Source organism: Nocardia sp. NPDC058640, assembly GCF_042716995.1.
Lineage (GTDB): Bacteria > Actinomycetota > Actinomycetes > Mycobacteriales > Mycobacteriaceae > Nocardia.
In genome coordinates this window covers 29822-53922 of sequence record NZ_JBHXRG010000036.1, presented here as the reverse complement: position 1 = coordinate 53922, position 24101 = coordinate 29822, and the positions used below count along the sequence as shown (strand labels likewise).

The following is a 24101-nucleotide window of genomic DNA, read 5'->3' as shown; positions in this document are numbered from 1 at the left end:
CGCAAAACGCTCGACTGGGATACCCCAGCCGAGCGTCTGCGTGATCTACTCACCGTCTAACACCAGCGGTGTTGCGACGACCCCTAGAAATCGCCGCGAACGGCGGGGGTTTTGTCGTGCCAAACCTGTTCGTGACGCGGATCACGATGATGCAACGGTGATGCAACGTTGCGTGACCTAGTGTGACTGGACACAGTAAGAACCCGTGCTGCTGTTTTGACTGAATCTGGTCCGGTTTATTATTGAAACGAATACGCTTCTCCTCGTCTGCGAAACGCGTGTGTCAGGTGTTGGTGGTTGACGATGGAGGTCGGGAGATGAGCCGGGATATTGCGATCGTGTCATAGCCGATCGCGCTGAATGCTGACGCGTACGGGTGGATTTCGGGCAGGTTGCCCGAGGTTGGCCACCCCCGCGTCGATCCCGCCCCGGTCGCGAACCGGGAGTTCGATGAGTTTGTTTGCGGCCGTGTGGTGTGACCCGTGGCCGGTAGAGGGAAGGCAATCCAGATGACCAACTCCACCCCGGCGCGCGCGGAAACAGAACAGCTGGCAGCGCTGGTGGCGACGGTCGCGGCGATGGAACCGGCGCGGATCGCGGTCGAGTTCGACGGTGTCGCGGTGTCCTATGCCGACCTGGATGCGCAGCTCACGGCGATGGGCGAGATGACCGGCGGGGCGTTGGACGCGGAAACGCTGGTGCAGGTGGTGCTCGCCGAGATGTTCCCCGCGGTGGTCGATGCCGCCGAGGGGACCTTCGGGGTGCTGTTGGATTCGTTGGCTGTCGATGTGCTGGCGGCGCTGGGGATCTCCGAGGTGGCTGCGGCCACGCTGGTCGACCGGTTCGCCGCGCAGCTGGCTGCCACGCCGGATGCGGTGGCGGTGCAGTTCGGTGACGTGGTGCTGACCTATGCCGAGTTCGATGCCAGGGTCGCGGTGTTGGCGGGTCGGTTGGTGCAGTTGGGTGTGGGGCCGGAGTCGCTGGTCGGGTTGGCCATGCGACGCAGTGTCGAGCTGATCGTGGCGGTGCACGCGATCGTGCGCGCCGGCGGTGCGTATGTGCCGTTGGATCCCGATCATCCGGTGGATCGGTTGCACTATGTGCTCGAGGTGGCGCGGCCGGTGGTGGTGGTCACGCGCGCGTGTGACGAGCCGGATCTGAACGGGGCGCCGGTGTTGCGCACCGATGATCTCGACTGGTCGGCTGTGCCGGGCGCGGTGGATTCCGGGGTGCGGGCGGGAAATACCGCGTATGTCATCTTCACCTCCGGGTCAACGGGGCGGCCCAAGGGTGTGGCGGTGACGCACGGGGCGATCGTGGCGAATCTGGACTGGCGGCAGCGGCGCTATCCGATGTCGCAGGCCGATGTGGTGTTGCAGAAGACGCCGTACACCTTCGACGTGTCGGTGTGGGAGTTGTTCTGGCCCTTGCAAGTTGGTGCGCGACTGATTGTCGCTGAACCCGGCCGCCACGGTGATCCCGCGTATCTGGCGGCGTTGATCGCTGCGCATCGGGTCACCGTGACCCACTTCGTGCCGTCGATGTTGGCCGCGTTCGTCGGGGAACTGGGCGACAGCGGGGCCGCTGTGGACCTGTCGTCGTTGCGGATGGTGTTCGCCTCCGGTGAGGCGCTGCCCGCCGCCACCGCCGCGCGGCTGCGCAAGCTGTCGGCGACCGCGCTGCACAACCTGTACGGGCCCACCGAGGCGGCGGTCGATGTGACCGCGCACGAGGTGACCGCCGCGGACGAGGTGTCGGTGCCCATCGGTGGACCCGCCGATGACACCGGGCTGCTGGTGTTGGACGAGAACCTCGACCAGGTGCCCGTGGGTGTGGTGGGTGAGCTGTACCTGGCGGGTGTGCAGTTGGCGCGCGGGTATGTGGCGCGGCCGGGGCTGACCTCGGATCGGTTCGTCGCCAATCCGTACGGGGTGGCCGGTGAGCGGATGTACCGCACCGGTGACCTGGTGCGCGAGTTGCGTGGTGAGCTGGAGTACTTGGGGCGCACCGACTTTCAGGTGAAACTGCGTGGGCTGCGGATCGAACTGGGGGAGATCGAGGCGGTGCTGGCCGCGCATCCGCTGGTCGGGAACGCGGCGGTGGTGTTGCATCGGCACGCTGCCGGGGAGGCGCTGGTCGGGTATGTGGTGAGCGTGGACGGGTCCGTGCTCTCCACCGCCGAGTTGGTGGCCCATGCGAAGGCGTCGATGCCGGAGTACATGGTGCCGTCGTTGCTGATTCAGCTCGACGCGATGCCGATCAATGCCAGTGGCAAGTTGGATCGTAAAGCGTTGCCCGAACCCGACTTTCGGGTTGCGGCCGCAGAGTTTCGGGAGCCGGAGACCGCCACCGAGCGGGCTGTTGCGGCGTTGTTCGCCGAACTGCTCGAGGTGGAGACCGTCGGGTTGGACGACGACTTCTTCCGGCTCGGGGGGAACTCGCTGATCGCTACGCGTGCGATCGGGCGGTTGCAGGCGAAGTTCGGTGTGCGGGTGGATGTTCGGGACTTCTTCGACAGTCCCACTGTTGCTGTGTTGGCGAAGTTGGTCGAGGGTGGGGTTGTCGATGATCGGCCCGCGCTGGTGGCGGGGCCGCGGCCCGCGGTGGTGCCGTTGTCGCCTGCTCAGCAGCGGATGTGGTTTCTGAATCGGTTCGATCCGGAGTCCGGGGCGTACAACATTCCGATCGCGGTGCGGTTGTCCGGGGTGTTGGATCGGGCGGCGTTGGCGGCTGCGGTGGGGGATCTGATCGGTCGGCATGAGGTGCTGCGGACGGTGTATCCCGAGGTGGAGGGGGTGGGGACGCAGCGGGTTCTTTCTGTTGAGGGGGCGCTGGAACTGCTTGTCGCCGACTCGGATTCGAGTTCGGACCGGGGCGGGTCCATCGCTGACCGTGGCGCGGGGGCAGATGTTCCCTCGCTGCTCGAGCCCGTCAACCTCGCCGCGGACGAACTTCCCGGCGCCTTGGCTGCGGTGATTCTGCGTGGATTCGATGTCACCGCCGCGCCGCCCGTGCGGGCGCGGCTGTTCTCGGTGGACGGCGATCACGTGTTGGTGCTGGTGGTTCATCACATCGCGTCGGACGGGTGGTCGGCCGGGCCGCTGGTGCGGGACACGATGGCCGCCTACTACGCGCGTGCCGAAGGTGGTGTGCCGCAGTGGAATCCGTTGCCGGTGCAGTATGCGGACTACACGCTGTGGCAGCGTGCTGTGCTCGGTGCGGAGGAGGATGCCGACTCGCAGGCCGGGCGGGAGATCGCGTTCTGGCGTGAATCGTTGGCCGGGCTGCCGGATGAGTCGAGTCTGCCGACCGATCGGCCTCGGCCCGCTGTCGCGTCGATGCGGGGGCGTCGGGTTTCGTTCGAGCTCGATGGTGACGTGGTCGATGCGCTGAATACTGTTGCCGCGCAACAGGGTGCGACGTTGTTCATGGTGCTGCACGCGGCGCTGTCGGTGCTGGTCGCGCGGCTGTCGGGTAATGCCGATGTGATGATCGGTTCGCCGGTCGCGGGGCGTGGTGCGGCCGAGCTCGACGATGTCATCGGGATGTTCGTCAACACCGCGGTGTTGCGCACTCAGGTGCGGGGCGCCGAGCCGTTCGCCGAGCTGCTCGGTCGGGTTCGCACCGGTGACCTGGCCGCTTTCGACCACACCACGTTGCCGTTCGAGCGGCTGGTGGAGGTGCTGGCTCCGCCGCGTTCGGCCGGGCGTCATCCGCTGTTCCAGGTGGCGTTGTCGCTGCAGAATCTGCCGCCGACGACGTTCGAGCTGCCCGGTCTTCGTGCGGCTGCGGTCGATATGCCTTATGACATCGAGAAGTTCGATCTTTCGGTGACTGTGCGCGAGTCTGCTGCCGCGGGATTGTCGGGTGAATTCTCTTACGCCACAGATCTGTTCGATGAGCAGACCGTGGCGCGTATGGTGCGTCGTTTTACGGGCCTGCTCGCTGCGATTGCTGCCTCGCCGCAGACTCCTGTTGCTGATCTGCCGTTGCTGATCGATGCGGAAATGGCCGAGCTGACCACCCGCTCCGGGGGTATGTCGGCTCCCGCTCCGTTGCTGCCGGAGGTACTGGCCCGCGCTGCCGCCGATCCCACCGCGATCGCGATCCGCGATGGTGCCCGCACTGTCACCTACGGCGAGCTCGACGCTGCCTCATCTCGCTTGGCTGCCCGCTTGGTCGAGCTCGGTGTCGGTGCGGGAGACCTTGTCGCGGTGAGCATTCCGCGCTCGGCTGACTCGGTCACCGCGGTCTGGGCGGTCGTGAAGTCCGGCGCGGGGTTCCTTCCCGTCGACCCGAACTATCCGGCGGATCGGATCGCCCACATGCTCGCCGATTCCGGTGCGGCGGCGGGGATCACGGTCGATGCTGTGCTGGCGGAGCTGCCGACCACAGTGAACTGGTTGGTGCTGGACCGCGCGGATTCGGGTGTGGGGACTGCCGATCTCGGCATTGGCGCGTCGGGCGACGGCTCGGTTGCGGGCGGCGCGAAGCGGCGGGCGGTGGATCCGTTGGATCCCGCGTATGTCATCTACACCTCCGGAACCACCGGTTTGCCCAAGGGTGTGGTGATTCCGCACGGGGCGGTGGCGGCGTATCTGCCGGTGCAGGCCGGGCGGTATCGCGCGTCGGCGGATGCGCGGGTGCTGCACGTGGCGTCGCCCTCGTTCGATATTTCGGTGGCTGAGCTGCTGTTGACCGTGACCGAGGGGGCGACCATGGTGGTCGCGCCCGCGGGGGTGTTCGGCGGGGTGGAGCTGGGGGAGTTGTTGCGGGTCGAGCGGGTGACCCATGTGGTGATCACGCCGTCGGCGTTGGCCACGGTGAACCCGGACGGGCTCGATGAGCTGCGGGTGGTCGTTGTCGGTGGTGAGGCGTGCCCGGCCGAGCTGGTTGCGCGCTGGACCGCGGCGATTCCGGGGCTGATCTTCCGTAATGGTTACGGGCCGACCGAGACGACCATTGTCACCAATATCAGCGAACCACTCAGTGCGACAACGCCTGTCACGCTCGGTGGGCCGGTGGAGGGCACGACGGAACTGGTGCTGGACGAGCGGTTGCGGCCGGTGCCTGCCGGGGTGGTCGGCGAGCTGTATATCGCGGGGGCGCAGTTGGCGCGCGGGTATCACCGTCGGCCCGCGTTGACGGCGGGGCGGTTCGTCACCAATCCGTTCGGTGCGCCCGGTGAGCGGATGTACCGCACCGGCGACACTGTGCGGTGGATTCAGCGGGATGGTTCGTTCGATCTGGAGTACCTGGGGCGTAACGACTTTCAGGTGAAGGTGCGTGGGTTCCGGATCGAGTTGGGTGAGATCGATGCGGTGCTGGGGCGCCATCCCTCGGTCGACTTCGCGGCCACGATCGGCCATCACACTGCTGTTGGTCAGCGCGGCGATGACGGCCTGCGTGGCGATGACGGCGGGGCTGTCGGCGACCGCACTGGCGTTGGCGCGACGCTGCTGGTGTCGTATGTGGTGCCTGTCGCTGGTGCCACGATTGACGCCGCCGCACTCACCGCCCACACGGCCGCCCACCTGCCCGCACACATGGTTCCGGCCGCGATCGTCGCCTTGGACGCGGTGCCGCTGACCCCCGTCGGCAAGCTCGACCGGGCTGCGCTGCCCGCACCGGTATTCGAAGCCGCCGCCTACCGCGCGCCGGAAACCGTCGCCGAGCAGGTGGTGGCCGCCGCGTTCGCCGAGGTGCTCGGACTGGACCGGGTCGGCCGCGACGACGACTTCTTCGACCTCGGCGGCAACTCGCTCCTGGCCACCCGCCTGATGGCGCGCATCGGCACCGACCTCGACATTCGCATCCCCGTGCGCCAACTGTTCGACACCGCGACCGTGTCCGCGCTGGCCGCGGCGGCCGACCGTCTGCGCGGTACCGGCACCGGTCCCACGCTGGTGGCAGGACCCCGGCCGGACCCGCTGCCGCTGTCGCCCGCACAGCAGCGCATGTGGTTCCTCAACCGTTTCGACCCCGGTTCGGCCACCGACAACATTCCGATGGCCGTGCGCCTGACCGGCGATCTCGACATCACCGCCCTCCAGGCCGCGATCGTCGATGTGCTGGACCGGCACGAGGTCTTGCGCACCCGCTACCCGGAAATCGACGGCAACGCAATCGCCGAGATCCTCCCGGCCGCTGGCCTTCTCGGCGAGGTGCACCCCCGCATCGTGTCGGCGGGCGAGTTGCCCGACGCGGTGCGCACTGTCGCGTCGATCGGCTTCGACCTCACTGTCGACGCCCCGATTCGCGCGACCTTGCTCCGTGTTGCCGCGACAGATGCCGCGACAGATGCCACGACAGGTGCTACGACGGGTGCTGCGACCCATGCCGCGACGAGTGCCGCGACGGAGGTGGCGGTCCAAGCGGAGTATGTGCTGGTGATCGTGCTGCATCACATTGCGGCGGACGGGTTCTCGTTCGGACCGTTGATTCGCGATATTCTCACCGCCTATGCGTCACGCGCAGCCGGTGTTGTCCCGCAGTGGACGCCGCTGGCGGTGCAGTACGCCGACTACGCGGTGTGGCAGCACGCGGTGCTCGGTGATCCGGCTGATGCGGAATCGGTTGCCGCCAAGCAACTCTCGTACTGGCGTGAAGCGTTGGCGGGCGTGCCCGAGCAGTTGGAGCTGCCTGCGGACCGTACCCGTCCGGCGGTCGCCACGCGGCGTGGCGGGATGCACAGCGTCGACATCGACGGCCGGACCCACCGCGCGCTGGCGGAATTCGCTCGTGCACACGGCATTACGGTGTTCATGGCGGCGCACGCGGTGTTCGCGGTGCTGTTGGCGCGATTGTCCGCGACCACTGATATCGCGATCGGCACCCCGGTGTCGGGGCGTGGTGAACGTGCGCTGGACGCCCTGGTCGGCATGTTCGTGAACACCCTCGTGCTGCGCACCGAGGTCGCACCCGCGACGCCGTTCGTCGACCTGATCGCCCAGGTCCGCGACACCGACCTGGCCGCGCTCGGCCACGCCGACGTACCGTTCGAACGCCTCGTGGAGGTTGTCGATCCGGTGCGCTCGACCGCGCGCAACCCGCTGTTCCAGGTGATGTTGTCGCTCAACGAGGACACTCCGAGCGAACTGGCCCTGCCCGGTCTCACTGTCGCCGGTTTCGACCTGCCCGCCGGTGTGGCCAAGTTCGACCTGGAACTCACCCTCACCGAACATCGCGACGAAATCGGCAGTCCCGCAGGTATTTCCGGTGCGTTCCTCTACGCCACCGATCTGTTCGAGGCCACCACCATCGCCGGTTTCGCCACTCGGTTGCACCGCCTGCTCGACGCCGTCCTGGCCGACCCGGCGCGCCCCGTCGGCGACATCGACCTGCTCGACACCGCCGAGCGCACCGAAATTCTCCACACCTGGAACGACACCGCCATCGACGGTGCCAGCTCCGCCACCCTCGCCTCGCTGTTCGCTGATCAAGCAGCCGCAAGTCCCCACGCGATCGCTGTGGTCGTTGACACGGATCCGGCCGACGAGGTGTCGCCGGATTCCGACTTCGCAAGTATCGCGGCAGTTGAGCTTTCGTACGCCGAGTTCGGTGTGCGGGTTGCGCGGTTGGCGCGGCATTTGATCGCGCTCGGGGCGGGGCCGGGGTCGTTGGTCGCGGTGGCTATGCGACGTGGAGTGGAGCAGTTGGTCGCGGTGCACGCAGTGCTCGCAGCCGGTGTGGCTTATGTGCCGGTTGATCCGGATCATCCGGTGGAGCGGACGGCGTCTGTGCTGGCACAGACGGCACCGGTCTGCGTGCTGACTGTCACCGGAAGTGGTGTGGCGGTGGGGGAGTCGGTGTTGGTCGACACCCTGGATCTGTCGGCGCTGTCCGGTGCGCCGATCGCCGATGATGAGCGGGTTGCTCCGTTGCGTCCGGAACATCTCGCGTACGTGCTGTTCACTTCGGGTTCCACGGGTCGGCCGAAGGGTGTGGCGGTGCCGCACAAGGCGGCGGTGAACCAGCTGCTGTGGTTGCAGCGGGAGTACCCGCTGGGCGCCGACGATGTGGTGTTGCAGAAGACGCCGTTCACCTTCGATGCCTCGGTCTGGGAACTGTTGTGGCCCTTGCAGGTTGGTGCGCGACTGGTGCTCGCTACCGCTGACGGTCACCGTGACCCGGCATACCTGGCGTCCGCCACCGTGCGTCACCGCGTGAGTGTTGTTCAGTACGTGCCCTCGGTGTTGGCCGCGGTGGTCGCGGAACCGGTGCACGCGCAGGCGGATTCGCTGCGTCTGGTGTTCGCGGGCGGTGAAGCGCTGACGACCGATCTGGCACGGCGCGTGCACGCGAGCACCGGCGCGACAGTGGTCAACCTGTACGGACCCACCGAGACTGCCATCCAGGTCACCACGCATGAGGTGGGTGACGAGCAGGGTTCGTCGGTACCGATCGGTACGCCGGTTGCCGATTCCCGTGTGTACGTGCTGGATTCGCGCTTGCACCCGGTCCCGGCCGGGGTGCCGGGTGAGCTGTATGTGGCGGGCGCCCAGCTCGCCGACGGCTACCACGGTCGCACCGACCTCACCGCCGAACGTTTCGTCGCCGACCCCTTCGGCACCGGCGAGCGCCTGTATCGCACCGGTGACCTGGTCACCTGGCGCACCGGCCCGAACGGCCCCGCCCTGCATTACCTGGGCCGCACCGACTTCCAGGTGAAACTGCGCGGCCTGCGCATCGAGCCGGCCGAGATCGAAGCCGCCATCGCCTCGGTCCCCGGCGTCAGCCGCGTCGCCATGCTGGTCCGCTCGGACGAGGGTCGCCCCGACCAACTCGTCGCCTACGTGGTCCGCGCTGCCTCCGAAACGGTCGATACGTCCACGCTGGATTCAGTCGCCCCCACTGTCGCCGATCTCGACGCCGCGATCACCGAGACTCTGCCCTCTTACATGGTGCCGGGCGCGTACGTATTCCTCGACGAGCTGCCGGTCAACGCCTCGGGCAAGCTCGATCGGCGGGCGTTGCCCGCACCGCAGGCGCGTCAGCTCGACTACCGCGAACCCGCCACCGCCACCGAGCGGATCGTCGCCGCGACCTTCGCGGGTGTGCTCGATCTCGAGCGGGTCGGCGCGGGCGATGACTTCTTCGCGCTCGGTGGTAATTCGCTGCTCGCCACGCAGGTGGCGGCGCGGCTGGGTGCGGCGCTGGATGCTCGGGTGCCCGTGCGGGAGCTGTTCGAGGCCAGCACTGTCGACGGGCTCGCGGTGCGGCTGGATGCTCTGCGCGGCACCGGTAGCAGGCGTGGGCCGGTCGCCGGGCAACGGCCGCAACGGATTCCGTTGTCGCCCGCGCAGCAGCGGATGTGGTTCCTGCACCGCTTCGATCCCGATTCCGCCGCGTACCACATTCCGGTCGCGATCCGCCTCAGCGGCGAACTCGATGCGACGGCGATGCGCGGTGCGCTGGGTGATCTGATCGCCCGGCACGAGACCTTGCGCACCACCTACCCCGAATTCGACGGGCAGGCAACGCAACTCGTCGGCGAGGCGTTCACCCCTGAGCTGTCTGTAGTCGATGTGGCTGCCGAAGAGGTGCCTGCGGCGGTCGTCGCGGTGCTCGCCGGTGGTTTCGATATCACCACTGAGGTGCCGGTGCGCGCGGCTCTGCTGCGGGTGACCGCGACCGAGCACGTGTTGGTGCTGGTGGTGCATCACATCGCCGCCGATGGTTGGTCGATGGGCCCGCTGACGCGAGATCTGGTGGCCGCCTACGCATCCCGTGCCGCCGGTGCGGAACCGCAACTGCCCCCGCTGGCTGTGCACTACGCCGACTACGCGCTGTGGCAGACAGAGGGTTTGGGCAGCGTCGACGATCCGGACGCGCCGCTGGCCCGCCAGCTCGACTACTGGACGGACCGCCTCGCTGGCCTGCCCGATGTCCTGACCCTGCCCGCCGACCGGCGCAGGCCGCTGGTCGCCTCGAACCGGGGCGCCACCTTCCTTACTGAACTCGACGCTGACCTGCATCGTGGCATCGAGGAACTGGCTCGTGCGCACCGTGCGACCCCGTTCATGGTGTTGCACGCGGGCCTGTCCGTGCTGCTGGCGCGACTGTCGGCCGGTGCCGACATCGTCGTGGGCACGCCGGTGGCCGGTCGCGGGCATCGCGAACTCGACGACATCGTCGGCATGTTCGTCAACACCCTGGTGCTGCGTGCGCACGTGCGCGCCGACGCCCGCTTCGGCGATCTGCTCGATGACGTCCGCTCCGGCGACCTGGACGCGTTCGATAACGCCGATGTGCCCTTCGAAAGTCTGGTCGACGCACTGAATCCGGCGCGCTCCCAAGGCTATTCGCCGCTGTACCAGATCTCGCTCGCGCTGCAGAACCAGCGCCGGACCGCGTTCGAACTGCCCGGCCTGACCCTGTCGGGTCTGACCCTGCCGGACGCGCCGATCGAAGTGGACCTGGACTTCACCTTCGTCGACCGTTTCGCCTCCGACGGCACGCCCGACGGGCTCGATCTCGAACTGCGTTACGCGACCGACCTTTTCGACGCCGACACCGTGGCGCGGATGGTCGCCATGCTCGAGCGCGTCCTGCGCACCGCGGTCGCACAGCCTTCCACGGCCGTAGGCGATCTCGCGCTGCTGGCCGACGCCGACCGTGCCGAACTGCTCGCGGGCCCGCACGGGGACGTGGTCGAACTCGACGCGGCCCTGGCCGAACTGGGCGTGCGCGCACCGCTGGCCGCCCACCTGCTCGATGCCGCGGCCGCCCGCGATCCGCACGCCATCGCTGCGGTGTTCGAAGGCGTCGAAATCACCTATGGCGCACTGGCTGCCAGGGCCAACCGCTTCGCGCGCAGGCTGATCGACTGCGGCGTCGGCCCGGAAACGCCGGTGGCCGTTGCTGTTCCGCGCAGCATCGAACTGCTGGTGGTGTTGCACGGTGTGCTCGCCGCCGGTGGCGTCTACGTGCCGATCGACGCCGCCCAGCCCGCCGAGCGCATCGGGCATGTGCTGGAGACGGCCACGCCGCGCCTGGTGGTCGTGGCGGCCGCCGGTGACCTCGACCACGTCGACAGTGGCATCCGATCCGCAACCGCCTCAGTACATTTCGCGGCAGCCTCGCGCTCCGGGTTCCCGGTGCTCACCGTTGCCCAGCTCGAGGATGCGGCGCAGGGCACCGTCGCGGGCACCCCGCTCACCGACGTCGAACGGCTCTCGCCGCTGCACCCCGAGCACCCGGCGTACGTGCTGTTCACCTCCGGCTCCACCGGTACGCCCAAGGGTGTGCTGATCTCGCACCGTGCCGTGGTGAACGAAATCGCCTGGCTGCGTGGCGAATACGTGATGACCGCCGCGGACCGCTTCCTGCAGCGCGCACCGCTGACCTTCGACGTGTCGCTGTGGGAACTGCTGGCGCCCGCGCTGCTCGGCGCCCGGCTGGTGCTGCTGCGGCCCGGCGGACACCTCGACCTGGCGTACCAGGCGCGGGTGGTGCGTGAGCAGGGCATCACCATCATGGAGATCGTGCCGTCGGTGCTGGCCGCGATGCTGGCCGAAGGTCTCGGCGACGCGCTGAGCGGGCTGCGGATGCTGCATGTGGGCGGTGAGGAACTGCCCGCGCCGCTGGCGGCCACCGTGCTCGCGACCATCCCCGGCGAGCTGCACAACACGTACGGTCCGACCGAAGTGGCGATCACCAGCACCTTCCAGCAGATCACGGCACCGGTCGAGCAGACCGAAATGCCGATCGGCAAGCCGACGTGGAATGTGCGCGCGTACGTCCTGGACGAGCGGTTGCACCCGGTGCCCGGTGGTGTCGCGGGTGAGCTGTATCTGGCGGGTGCGCAGTTGGCTCGCGGGTACCTCGGCAAGCCTGATCTGACTGCCGACCGGTTCGTCGCCGACCCGTTCGGTGCTGATGGTGCCCGCATGTATCGCACGGGCGACCTTGTCCGTCGTGATCGACAGGGTGCATTGGTTTACCTGGGGCGCAACGACTTCCAGGTGAAGATCCGTGGCCTGCGGATCGAGCTGGGTGAGATCGAGGCGGCCCTAGGCGACGCACCCGGCGTCACGCACGCGACCGTGCTGCCCGCCACCGACGATGCCGGACGCCAGTGCCTGGTCGGGTACGTCGCGGGCGATGTCGATGTCGTCGCGGTGCGCGCTCACGTCGCGGGTCGGGTGCCCGCGTACATGGTGCCCGCCCACCTCGTGGTGCTGGACACCGTGCCGTTGAACTCCGCCGGCAAGCTCGACCGGGCGGCGCTGCCCGCCGCTGACCTTTCGGTGACCACGGCATATGTGGCGCCGCGACCGGGAGCACAGACCGCGCTTGCCGCGGTGATCGCCGAGTTGCTCGGGGTGCCGCGGGTGGGTGCGCACGACGACTTCTTCGCCGTCGGCGGCAACTCGCTGCTGGCGATGCGCCTAGTGGCGCGGGCCAATGCCGCGCTGGGCAGTGCGCTGGATGTGCGCGACGTGTTCGACGCGCCGACCGTGGCGGGCTTGGCCGCACGGGCCGCTGAGGGTCGCGAACAGCTGCCGCCGCTGACCGCAGTGGTGCCGCGTCCTGATCGAATCCCGTTGTCGCTGGCGCAGACTCGCCTGTGGTTGCTGAACCGCATCGACCCGGACTCGGCCGTGTACACCCTGCCGATCGCCTTGCGCCTGACCGGCGACCTCGACACGGACGGCTTGTGGGCCGCGCTCGCCGACGTCCTCGGCCGGCACGAATCCCTGCGCACCGTGTTCCCCGAAGACGCGCAGGGCCCGACCCAGGTCATCCTCCCCGTCGGTCAGGTCATGCCTGCGACCGCCGTCCAACAAGTCCGCGAGGACGACTTGGTCGACGCCGTGCGCGCGATCATCGGCGCGCCCTACGACCTGACCACCGAGCCGCCGCTGCGTGCCGCGCTGCTGCGTCGCGTCGCGTCCGCGCATGGCCGCCCCGACGACGTGCACGGCCGCCCCGACGACGTGCACGGCCGCCCCGACGACGTGCACGGCCGCCCGGACGACGTGCACGGCCGCCCGGACGACGTGCACGGCGACCCCAGCGACGCGCATGGCCACGCTGACGGCGCGCATGGCCACGCTGACGGCGCGCATGGCCACGCTGACGGCGCGCACGGCTTGTCCGACGACGCGCATGGTCCCGCTGACGACGTGCATGGTCGACCCGACGAAGCGCACACCCCCGAGATCGAGCATGTTCTCGTGCTCGCCGTGCACCACATTGCCGCCGACGGCGTATCGACCACACCGCTGGCTCGCGACCTGATCACCGCTTACGCCGCGCGTTCGGCGGGCGGGGCGCCTGCCTGGGAACCGCTGCCGCTGCAGTACCCCGACTTCACCCTGTGGCAGCACTCGGTGCTCGGCGACGCGGCCGACCCCGACTCGCGGCTGGCGCGTCAGCTGACGCATTGGCGTAGCGAATTGGACGGGCTGGCACCGGTTTTGGAGCTGGCTACGGACCGTCCGCGACCCGTGGTGCGCGATGGTTCGGGTGCGGCTGTCGGGTTCGATGTGCCCGCCGAGGTGGTCGCGGGGATCGAGGCGCTGGCTCGGCGGCACGGTGTTTCCACGTTCATGGTGGTGCACGCGGCGTTCGCGGTGCTGTTGTCGCGGCTGGGTGCCGGGGCCGATATCGCGGTTGGTACGCCGGTCGCGGGGCGTGCCGATGCCGCTCTGGATGATCTGGTCGGGATGTTCGTCAACACGTTGGTGCTGCGGACCGCCGTGGACGGGGGTGCCGGTTTCGCTGAACTGCTCGCACAGGTGCGGGCGGCGGACTTGGCGGCGTTCGCCCATGCTGACCTGCCGTTCGAACGGTTGGTAGAGGAACTGAACCCGGTGCGGTCCACCGCGTATGCCCCGATCGTGCAGGTGATGTTGGCGTTCGAGCATCGCGAGGACACCACGATCGAACTGCCGGGGCTGCAGATCGCCGAGTTCGCGATGCCTGCCGCGACCACCCAGTTCGATCTGTCGCTGGCCATCAACGAGATCGCCGGTGCCGCAGGCGAACCGGGCATGCGCGGATGGTTGCGGTACGCCACAGATCTGTTCGACGCGGACACGGTCGCCGGGTTCGGTGCGCGGTTCGTGCGGGTGCTGAGCGCGGTGGTCGCCGATGACACCGTCGCGGTCGGTGAGATCGACCTGCTCGATGCGGGCGAAACCGCGCAGCTGGCGGCCTGGAACGACACCGCGGCGCCGTTGGATGTCGACGCGACGTTGGTGTCGATGTTCGCCGAACAGGCCGTGCGTACCCCGGACGCCACAGCTCTCGAGTTCGAGGGTGACCGAATCACCTACGCGCAGTTCGCTGTTCGTGTCGCACGACTGGCGCGGTGGTTGATCGCCGAACAGGTCGGGCCCGGTGCGATTGTCGGCGTGGGGCTGCGGCGGGGTATCGACCTGCTGGTCGCGCTGTACGCGGTGCAGGCCGCGGGCGCCGCCTACCTGCCGCTTGACCCCGATCATCCGGCCGATCGGATCGCCGATGTGCTCGCCACCGCGGCACCGGTCTGTGTGTTCGCGGCCCCCGGCTTCCCCGAAACAGGGACGCGCACGGTCGATCCGGCAGATCTTGAGCTGCACGGGTTCGCTGATGAACCCGTGACCGACGCCGACCGGATTCGGCCGCTGCGTGGCACCGACCTGGCGTACGTCCTGTTCACCTCCGGCTCCACCGGCAAGCCCAAGGGCGTCGCGGTCACCCACACCGCGATCGTCAACCGGCTGGTGTGGATGCAGGACGCCTACCGGCTCGACGCGGCCGGAACCGTGCTGCAGAAGACGCCGATCACCTTCGACGTGTCGGTGTGGGAATTGTTCTGGCCCTTGCAAGTCGGTGCCACCCTGGTGATCGCCCGACCCGACGGTCACCGCGATCCCGTCTACCTCGCCGAGGTGATCACCCGCACCGGTGTCGACGTGCTGCACTTCGTACCGTCGATGCTGGCAGCCTTCCTGGCCGAACCCCGTGCGGCCGACTGTGTTTCGCTGCGACAGGTGTTCGCCTCCGGTGAAGCGCTGCCCGCGGCCGACGCGCAGCGCCTGCGCGCACTGATTCCCGGTGTCGCCGTGCACAACCTGTACGGACCCACCGAGGCCGCGGTGGATGTGAGCTTCCACGAGGTCACCGACGCCGATGTTGCCACGGTGCCGATCGGTGCTCCGGTCGCCAATACCGCTCTGCACGTGCTCGATTCGCGGCTGCGCCCCGTGCCCGTCGGGACTCCCGGCGAGCTCTACCTGGCCGGTGTGCAGCTGGCGCGCGGCTACGTCGGTCGCCCGGACCTGTCTGCGGACCGCTTCGTCGCCAACCCTCTCGGTGCGGCGGGCGACCGGATGTACCGCACCGGTGACCTGGTGGTCCGCACCCGCTCCGGTGAATTGGAGTACTTGGGCCGCACCGACTTCCAGGTGAAACTGCGCGGCCTGCGCATCGAACTCGGCGAAATCGAAGCGGTCCTGACCGGGCTCGATGCGATCGACCGTGCTGTGGTCACCGTGCGCGACGACGGCACCGGGGACTACCTCACCGCCTACCTTGTGCCGTCGGAATTGCGCCCGACCGCCCCATCAGCTGCCGAAGCAGACGCAGTCGGTCTCGACGCGGCCCCATCAGCTGCCGAGGCGGAGACTCAGGGTCTCGACGCGGCCCCATCAGCTGCCGAGGCGGAGACTCAGGGTCTCGACGCGGCCTCATCAGCTGCCGAGACAGACGCTGTCGGTCTCGACACGGCCGCGGGTGCTACCCCCGCCGCGGATCCTGCCGGGGCGAGCGATATGGCCGCACGCCTTGACCTCGACGCAGTGAAAGCCGCGCTGCAGCAGGCACTTCCGGCCTACATGGTGCCCGCCGCCTTCGTCGTGCTCGAAACCTTGCCAGTGAACGCATCCGGCAAACTCGACCGACGCGCACTGCCCGCGCCCGAGCTGGTCGCCAGGGAATTCCGGGCACCGACCACGGAGTCGGAACAGCTTGTAGCCGGGGTGATCGCCGACGTGCTCGGTGTCGAACTGGTCGGCGCCGACGACAACTTCTTCGATCTGGGCGGCAACTCCCTCATCGCAACCCGTGTCGCCGCACGACTCGGCGCGGCACTGGACCGGCAGGTGCCGGTGGCTCGAATCTTCGAAACACCAGTGGTCGCGGACCTGGCCGCCGCACTCGACGCGGCCAGCGGGGCCGCACGGGTGGCGTTGGTGGCGGGGGAGCGGCCCGCGTCGATCCCGCTGTCGCCCGCGCAGCAGCGGATGTGGTTCCTCAACCGGTTCGACCCGGATTCGGCCGGATACAACGTGCCGATCGCGGTGCGGCTGACCGGTGCGCTCGATCTGCACGCGCTGGCCGCCGCCGTCGATGACCTCATCGACCGGCACGAAGTACTGCGCACCTTCTACCCCGAGACCGCCGACGGACCGGTGCAGCAGATCCTGTCCGCCGCCGAAGCCGGTGTGGCACTGCAGGTTCGCGAGGTGGCGGCCGAAGAGATCGTCGGGGCGGTGACGGTGCTGGCCGCGACCACCTTCGATGTGACCGCGGGTGTGCCGTGGCAGGTGGTGCTGTATCGGATCACCGACGACGAGGCCGTGCTGGCCATGGTTGTGCACCACATCAGCGCCGACGGTTCGTCGGTCCCGCCACTGGTGCGCGACCTGATGACCGCCTACCTGGCCCGTCGCGACGGTGCCGCACCGCAGTGGGCGCCGCTGCCGGTGCAGTACGCCGACTACGCGCTGTGGCAGCGTGCGGTGCTCGGCGACGAGAACGACCCGGCGTCGGTGGCGGCTCGTCAGCTGGACTTCTGGCGCGGAGAACTCGCCGACCTGCCCGATGAGCTGGCCTTGCCGCTGGACCGGCCGCGACCCGCCGTGCGCACGCTCGCGGGCGGGACCGTTCCGGTGGCACTGGACGCGGACACCCACGCCAGGCTCGCCGTGCTGGCGAGGGAATCCGGGGCCACGCTGTTCATGGTCGTGCACACCGCGTTCGCCGCGCTGCTCGGCCGACTGTCGGGCAGCAACGACATCACCGTGGGGACGCCGGTTGCCGGGCGCGGTGAGGCCGCGCTGGAAGACCTGATCGGCATGTTCGTCAACACGCTGGTCTTCCGTACTCGCCTGCGGGCTTCAGAGTCGTTCCAGCAGTTGCTGATTCGTCAGCGGGCCACCGACCTGGCGGTCTACGCGAACGCCGAGGTGCCGTTCGAGCGGCTCGTGGAGGTTCTCGATCCGGCTCGTTCGACCGCACGGCATCCGCTGTTCCAGGTCGGGTTCTCGTTCCAGAACTTCGAACGCGCGGAGCTGGCGCTGCCCGGCATCACGGTGTCGGGCCTGGACACCGACAGTGAACTGTCGCAGTTCGACCTGCATCTGATCGTCAGCGACGAGTACAACGCCGACGGGACCGCGGCGGGTGTGAGCGGCGTGCTCACCTACGCGCACGACGTGTTCGACACCGAGACCGCCGCGGCGATCGGCGCGCGTCTGGAACGGCTGCTCACCGCCGTTGCCGCCGCACCGCACACACCACTGGACTCCGTCGATGTGCTCGAGCCTGCCGAACGGCACCGCATTCTCGACCAGTGGAACGACACGGCCCACGAAATCGACCGCACCGCAACGCTGCTCACCGCTTTCAACGCACAGGTGCAGGCGCAACCGAACGCCACGGCGCTGGTGTTCGACGGCACAGAACTGACATACGCCGCCTTCGGCGACCGCGTAAACAGGCTCGCCCGCCATCTGATCGCCGAAGGTGTCGGTCCCGATGTGCTGGTCGCCCTGGCGATGCGCCGCTCGATCGACCTGGTCGTGGCCATGTACGCGGTGCTCACCGCCGGTGGCGCCTACGTCCCCGTCGACCCCGACCACCCCGTCGACCGCATCGCCCAGGTCCTCGACACCGCCCGCCCCCACCTCGTCCTGACCACGCACCGGGACGAGTTCACCGCCCCGTTTGCTGTCGATTCCGACACGACTTCCCGCGAAACGACAGGTGCCGAGGCGAATTCGAGTCCACCCCAGGTCGCGGTGCAGCCGAGCGCCACCGACTCCGTCGACGTCAAGGCCGCCTCGGGCGCGCGGGTTGTCTCGCTAGACGATGTCGACACGACGAACTACTCAGCGCACCCGGTAGCCGACGGTGAACGCGTTGCCCCACTGCGGGATTCGAACCTGGCCTACGTCCTGTTCACCTCCGGGTCCACCGGCACGCCCAAGGGTGTGGCAATGACCCACGCCGGGATTCGCAATCAGATCGCCTGGCTCAATGAGCAGTACGGGCTCGGCAGCGAGGACGTGTACCTGCAGAAGTCCGCGGCCGGGTTCGACCTGTCGGTGTGGGGCTTCTTCGCCCCGCTCGCCGCAGGTGCGACGCTGGTCCTGGCCACGCCCGACGGTCATCGTGACCCGCTGTATCTGGCCGAACTCGTTGCCGTGCAGCAGATCACCGTGGTCGACTTCGTGCCGTCGATGCTGGCGATGTTCGCCGCACACGCCGATGCTGCGCAACTGACGAGCCTGCGACTGGTCTTCGCGATCGGCGAAGCGCTCACCCCGGAGACCGTGTCGGCGTTCCGGACGAAATCGGTTGCGGCCGTGCACAACCTGTACGGGCCTACCGAAGCCGCCGTGTCGGTCACCGCGTGGCCCGCCGACGAGGCGACCGGGCAGACCGTGCCGATCGGTGTGCCCGAATGGAACACGCGCGTCTACGTGCTCGACGAGCGGTTGCGGCCAGTGGCACCTGGTGTTGCCGGTGAGCTGTACCTGGCTGGCGACCAGCTGGCACGCGGCTACCTCGGCAGGCCCGACCTCTCGGCGGACCGCTTCGTCGCGGACCCGTTCGTCGCGGGGCTGTCGGGCGCGGACCCGATTGTCGCGGGGATGTCGGGCGCGGACCCGATTGTTGTGGGGATGTCGGGCGCGGACCCGTTCGCCGCAGAAGGTGATGCCGAGGTTCTTACGGGGTCGTCCGCAGCGGGCACGACTCGCAGCTCCGTCGGCGGTGCCCGCATGTACCGCACCGGTGACCTGGTGCGCTGGACTCGCGACGGCGTGCTCGTCTACCTGGCGCGCATCGACTTCCAGGTGAAATTCCGTGGTCAGCGCATCGAACTCGGCGATATCGAGGCCGCGCTGCAGGGTCTGGCCGGGGTCAGTCAGGCCGCGGCGGTGGTGTCCGACAGCGATACCGGCGAACGGCTCGTCGGGTATGCGGTGGCGTCCCCCGGCGTCGAGCTGGATCCGGCGCAGTTGCGCACGGGTCTCGCCGCGGTGTTGCCGTCGTACATGGTGCCGTCGGTGATCGTCGTGCTCGACGCCTTCCCGCTCAACACGTCCGGCAAGTTGGACCGAAAGGCTTTGCCCGCACCGGAATTCGTCGCTCGGCCGTTCCGGGAGCCGGTCAGTGCGACCCAGCGGGCGGTGGCCGAGGTGTTCGGCGAAGTGCTCGGGCGCGAACAGGTCGGTCTCGACGACGACTTCTTCGAACTGGGCGGCAACTCGCTCATCGCGACCCGCGTCGCCGCTCGACTCGGCGCGGCCCTGTCGATGCGGGTGCCGGTGCGGACCCTGTTCGAAGCCACCACCGTGGCCGATCTGGCGGCCGCGTTGGCCGCGCGCGTCGGCAGTGGGGCCGGGATCGCGCTCACCGCGGGCGAACGACCGGCTCGGATTCCGTTGTCGGCCGCTCAGCAGCGGATGTGGCTGCTCAACCGCCTCGACCCGGATTCCGCCGCCTACAACATCCCGATCGCGGTGCGCCTGACCGGCGATGTCGACGCCGCCGCGCTGGCTGCTGCGGTCACCGATGTGCTGGATCGGCACGAGGTGCTGCGCACGGCTTACCCGGCGATCGACGGGATCGGGTACCAGGCGGTGTGGGAGTTCGTGCCCGCGCCGGTGGTGGAGAACGTCGATCCGATCGCGGTGCCTGCCATCGTGGCGGCGGAGATCGGGCGCGGGTTCGATGTCACCGCGGCGCCGCCCGTGCGGGTGCGTGTGTTGCGTTGTGCGGCAGACGAAGTCGTGTTGGTGGTGGTGATTCACCACATCAGCGCCGATGGGTTCTCGGCCGGTGCGCTGCTGCGTGACACGACCGCCGCCTACTTCGCGCGTCGTGCGGGTGCCGAACCCGGTTGGGCGCCGCTGCCGGTGCAGTATGCCGACTACACGCTGTGGCAGCGTGCGGTGTTGGGCAGCGAGGACGACGTCGAATCGGTGGCGGCCCGGCAGTTGCGGTTCTGGCGCAGTGAGCTGGCAGGGCTGCCCGGTCTGCTCGAACTGCCTGCTGACCGGCCGCGTCCCGCAGTCGCGTCACAGCGCGGTGCCAGTGTGGAAACTGTTGTGCCGCAGCAGGTGTGGGAGCGAGTGGGCCAGCTGGCTCGCCGCGCCGACGCCAGCGAGTTCATGGTCGCCCACGCCGCCTTGTCCGCGCTGCTCGCGCGCCTGGCCGGCACCGGCGACATCGCGATCGGCACGCCCGTGGCCGGACGTGGTGAGCAAGCCCTCGATGACCTCGTCGGCATGTTCGTCAACACGCTCGTGCTGCGGACGGGTGTGGACCCCGCCGCCTCGTTCCGCACGCTGTTGCGCGAGGCCAGGCGGGTGGACCTGGACGCGTTCGAGAACGCGGATGTGCCGTTCGAACGCCTGGTAGACGTGCTCGACCCGGTCCGCTCGACCGCCCACAGCCCGCTGTTCCAGGTGATGTTGGCGTTCCAGAACCTGTCCGCCGCCCCCGTCGAGGTGGTCCTGCCCGACCTCACCGTCACCGGGCTGGAAGCCGACGCGGCCATCGCCAAGTTCGACCTGGACCTGGTCCTGGCCGACACCGCCGACGGCGGTTGCTCGGTGAGCCTGACCTACGCCACCGACCTGTTCGACGCCGACACCGCCGCCCGCATCGCGCAGGGTTACGTCCAGGTGCTCGACGCGGTCACCGCCGATCCTGACCGTGCGGTGGGCGATATCGACCTGTTGACCGACGATGACCGCCGCGTGCTCGAAAAGTGGTTGGACACAGCGCCTTCGGTGAACGCTCGGGAGTCGCTCAGTCGGCAGTTCGTGTCGACGCCGGATATGCTGGCCGACGGCATCACCGAGCATCGCGGGTGCACCGACGGCCCGGCTGCCGGTCATCGCGCCGACGGCGTGGCTGCCGACCATCGCGCCGACGGCGTGGCTACTGACCATCGCACCGACGGCGTGGCTACTGACCATCGCGCCGACGGCCCGACTACCGACCATCGCGTTGTCGCGACATCGGAAGCAGGCATTCTGCCTATCGCGTTCGACCGCCAGGTTGCGCGGACACCGGCCGCAGTCGCGCTCATCGACGGCGACGCCGCGCTCACCTATGCCGAGTTCGCGGACCGAGTGAACCGGCTCGCGCGGCACCTCATCGAACAGGGTGTCGGGCCGGATAGTTCCGTGGCAGTCGCTGTGCGTCGGTCGACGGAACTGCTGGTCGGGGTGTACGCGGTACTCGCGGCGGGCGGCACCTACGTGCCGATCGACCCCGATCATCCGGCCGAGCGGATCGCCCGCATCGTGCGCATCGCGCAACCGGTCTGCGTGCTCACCACCACCGGCGACGCCGTGGGCTTCCCGGCACACGGCCTGGATGTGGTGTCGGTGGACACGGTGGATCTCACCGCCTATTCGGCAGGACCGATCGCCGATGGCGAACGTGTGCGACCGCTGCTGCCCGAGCACACCGCGTACGTGATCTTCACGTCCGGATCGACGGGACTACCCAAGGGCGTCGGTGTCCCGCACCGCGCGATCGTCAACCAACTCGACTGGCTCGCACAGGAATTCGAGTTCACCGCCGGTGACACCGTGCTGCACAAGACCCCGACCACCTTCGACGCCTCGATCTGGGAACTGTTACTGCCCCAGCGAGTCGGCGCCCGCACCGTCATCGCCGAGCCCGGCGGCCACGGTGATCCCGCCTACCTCGCGCAGCTGATCGCCGAACATCGCATCGACACAGTGCAATTCGCGCCCACCCTGCTCGCCGCCTACGTCGCGCACGTGCAAGGCCACGGCTCCCTGCAGCGGGTCTTCGCCGGTGGCGAGGCGCTGCCTGCCGCATTGGCGCAGCAGGTTCGCGCGCTCACAGGCGCGGACGTGGTGAACCTGTACGGGCCCACCGAAACCGCCGTGCAGGTCAGCACCCACGTGGTGAGCGACGACGACACCGTCACGGTGCCGATCGGTGTGCCCGTGTGGAACACCGGGCTCTACGTGCTCGACTCCAGGCTGCGGCCGGTACTGCCGGGTGTGACCGGCGAACTGTATGTCGGCGGCCAGCAGCTCGCGCACGGATACGTGGGTGCGGCCGAACTCACCGCCGAGCGATTCCTGCCCGATCCGTTCGGTGCCCCCGGCACACGGATGTACCGCACCGGTGACCTCGTTCGACTGCGTGGAAAGACCGCTCCCACACTGGAATACGTGGGTCGCTCCGACCTGCAGGTGAAGCTCAACGGTCAGCGCATCGAACTCGGCGAAGTCGAAGCCGCGTTGCAGCGTCAGCCGGGGGTCGCGCAGGCCGCGGCCGCGGTGGTGTCCGGTGTGGGTGCCGACCGGCTCGTCGCCTACGTCGTTGCTGCCCGAAGCGGGGAGATCGACCCTGCCGGTGATGGCGCTGCAATGGTTCCCGGTGCAGAGGTGACCGCCGGTGTCGGTACTGATTCGACACAGATCGGTGACGTGGAAGGCGGTGCGAGCGTGAGTGGTTCGCTGCTCGACGCCGCCGCCTTGCGTTCAGCACTGGCCGCGGAACTCCCCGGCTACCTGGTGCCCGCCGTCGTACTCGAACTCGATTCCCTGCCCGTCAACACCTCCGGCAAACTCGACCGCACCGCACTCCCCACCCCCGAACTGCGCCAGGCGACCTACCGGGCACCGATCACCGAGACCGAACAGCTCGTCGCGGAAGCCTTCGCGCGCGTGCTCGGCCTGGACCGAATCGGCATGGACGACAACTTCTTCGACCTCGGCGGCAACTCCCTCACCGCGGTCCAACTGTCGTCCCGACTGAGCGAAGCGTTGGGCAGCATGGTGCCGGTTGCGTGGTTCTTCACCGACCCGACGCCCGCCGTCGTCGTGGAACATCTACGCGCCGAGGATGATTCGGCCGACGACGCGTTCGCGATACTGCTTCCGCTGCGCGCGGGCGGCATCGGCGCACCACTGTTCTGCATCCACCCCGTCGGCGGCGTCTCCTGGTCGTTCGCCGGCCTGACCCGACACCTGGACTCCCAGCGTCCGATCTACGGCCTGCAGTCACCCGCGCTCACCGAGCACGAACCGCTGCCCGCCACCATCGACGCCTGGGCGCAGCGCTACATCGCCGCCATCCGCACGGTGCAGCCGGAAGGGCCGTACCACCTGCTCGGCTGGTCGCTGGGCGGGCTGCTCGCACACGCCGTCGCGACCGGTCTGCAAGCCGAAGGCGAACAGGTGAACCAGCTGGCCATGATGGACAGCTGGCTCGGCGACGGACCCGACAGCACCCCGATGCCCACCGTCGGCGACCTGCTCGGCGGGCTCGCGGGTGACGACATCGCCTTCGACACCGACGGCCTGGTCGCCGCGGCCGCGGGCATCGGCGGACCACTGGCCGCGCTGGACCGCAGCCGCATCGCCAGGATCATCGACGCCGCCACCGCGTCGATGCACATGGTCGACGACTACCGCCCGCAAAGATTCGACGGTGACCTGGTCTACTTCGCCGCCACCGTCGACGACCCCACCGGCGCCCGCGGCGCACAAAGCTGGACCACGGCCATCGGCGGCACCATCCACCGCCACGGCATCGCCGCCACCCACTGGGCCATGGCGAGCGAGGCGGCCTTGGCGCAGATCGCGGACGTCCTCGACGCCGCGCAACCGGGCGCGGACCGGTCCGCGAGCGAGGACGGCAGGACGAGGGCCGATGCACGTGCGGGGGCGATGGGCGCATAGAATCGCGGAGCCGGCCGCAGTGCCTGCTGCCCCACACCCGCGCGTGTTCCAGGGGCACCGCACATGTCGCCAGCTCCCAGATTTCGAGAGGTCGAAGAAACCATGCCAGTACAGCCGTCCGGTGGAATCGGGTGACGAAGC

1 protein-coding gene is annotated in these 24101 nt (G+C 68.8%); it reads left to right on the top strand.

Annotation, left to right across the window (positions count from 1 at the left end; all coding sequences use genetic code 11):
• The first annotated feature begins 509 nt into the window (after window positions 1–509).
• A complete protein-coding gene (locus tag ACFWU5_RS25850) occupies window positions 510–23960 on the top strand; it encodes a non-ribosomal peptide synthase/polyketide synthase (protein ID WP_379269350.1) in 23451 nt (7816 codons plus the stop codon).
• Window positions 23961–24101 lie beyond the last annotated feature (141 nt).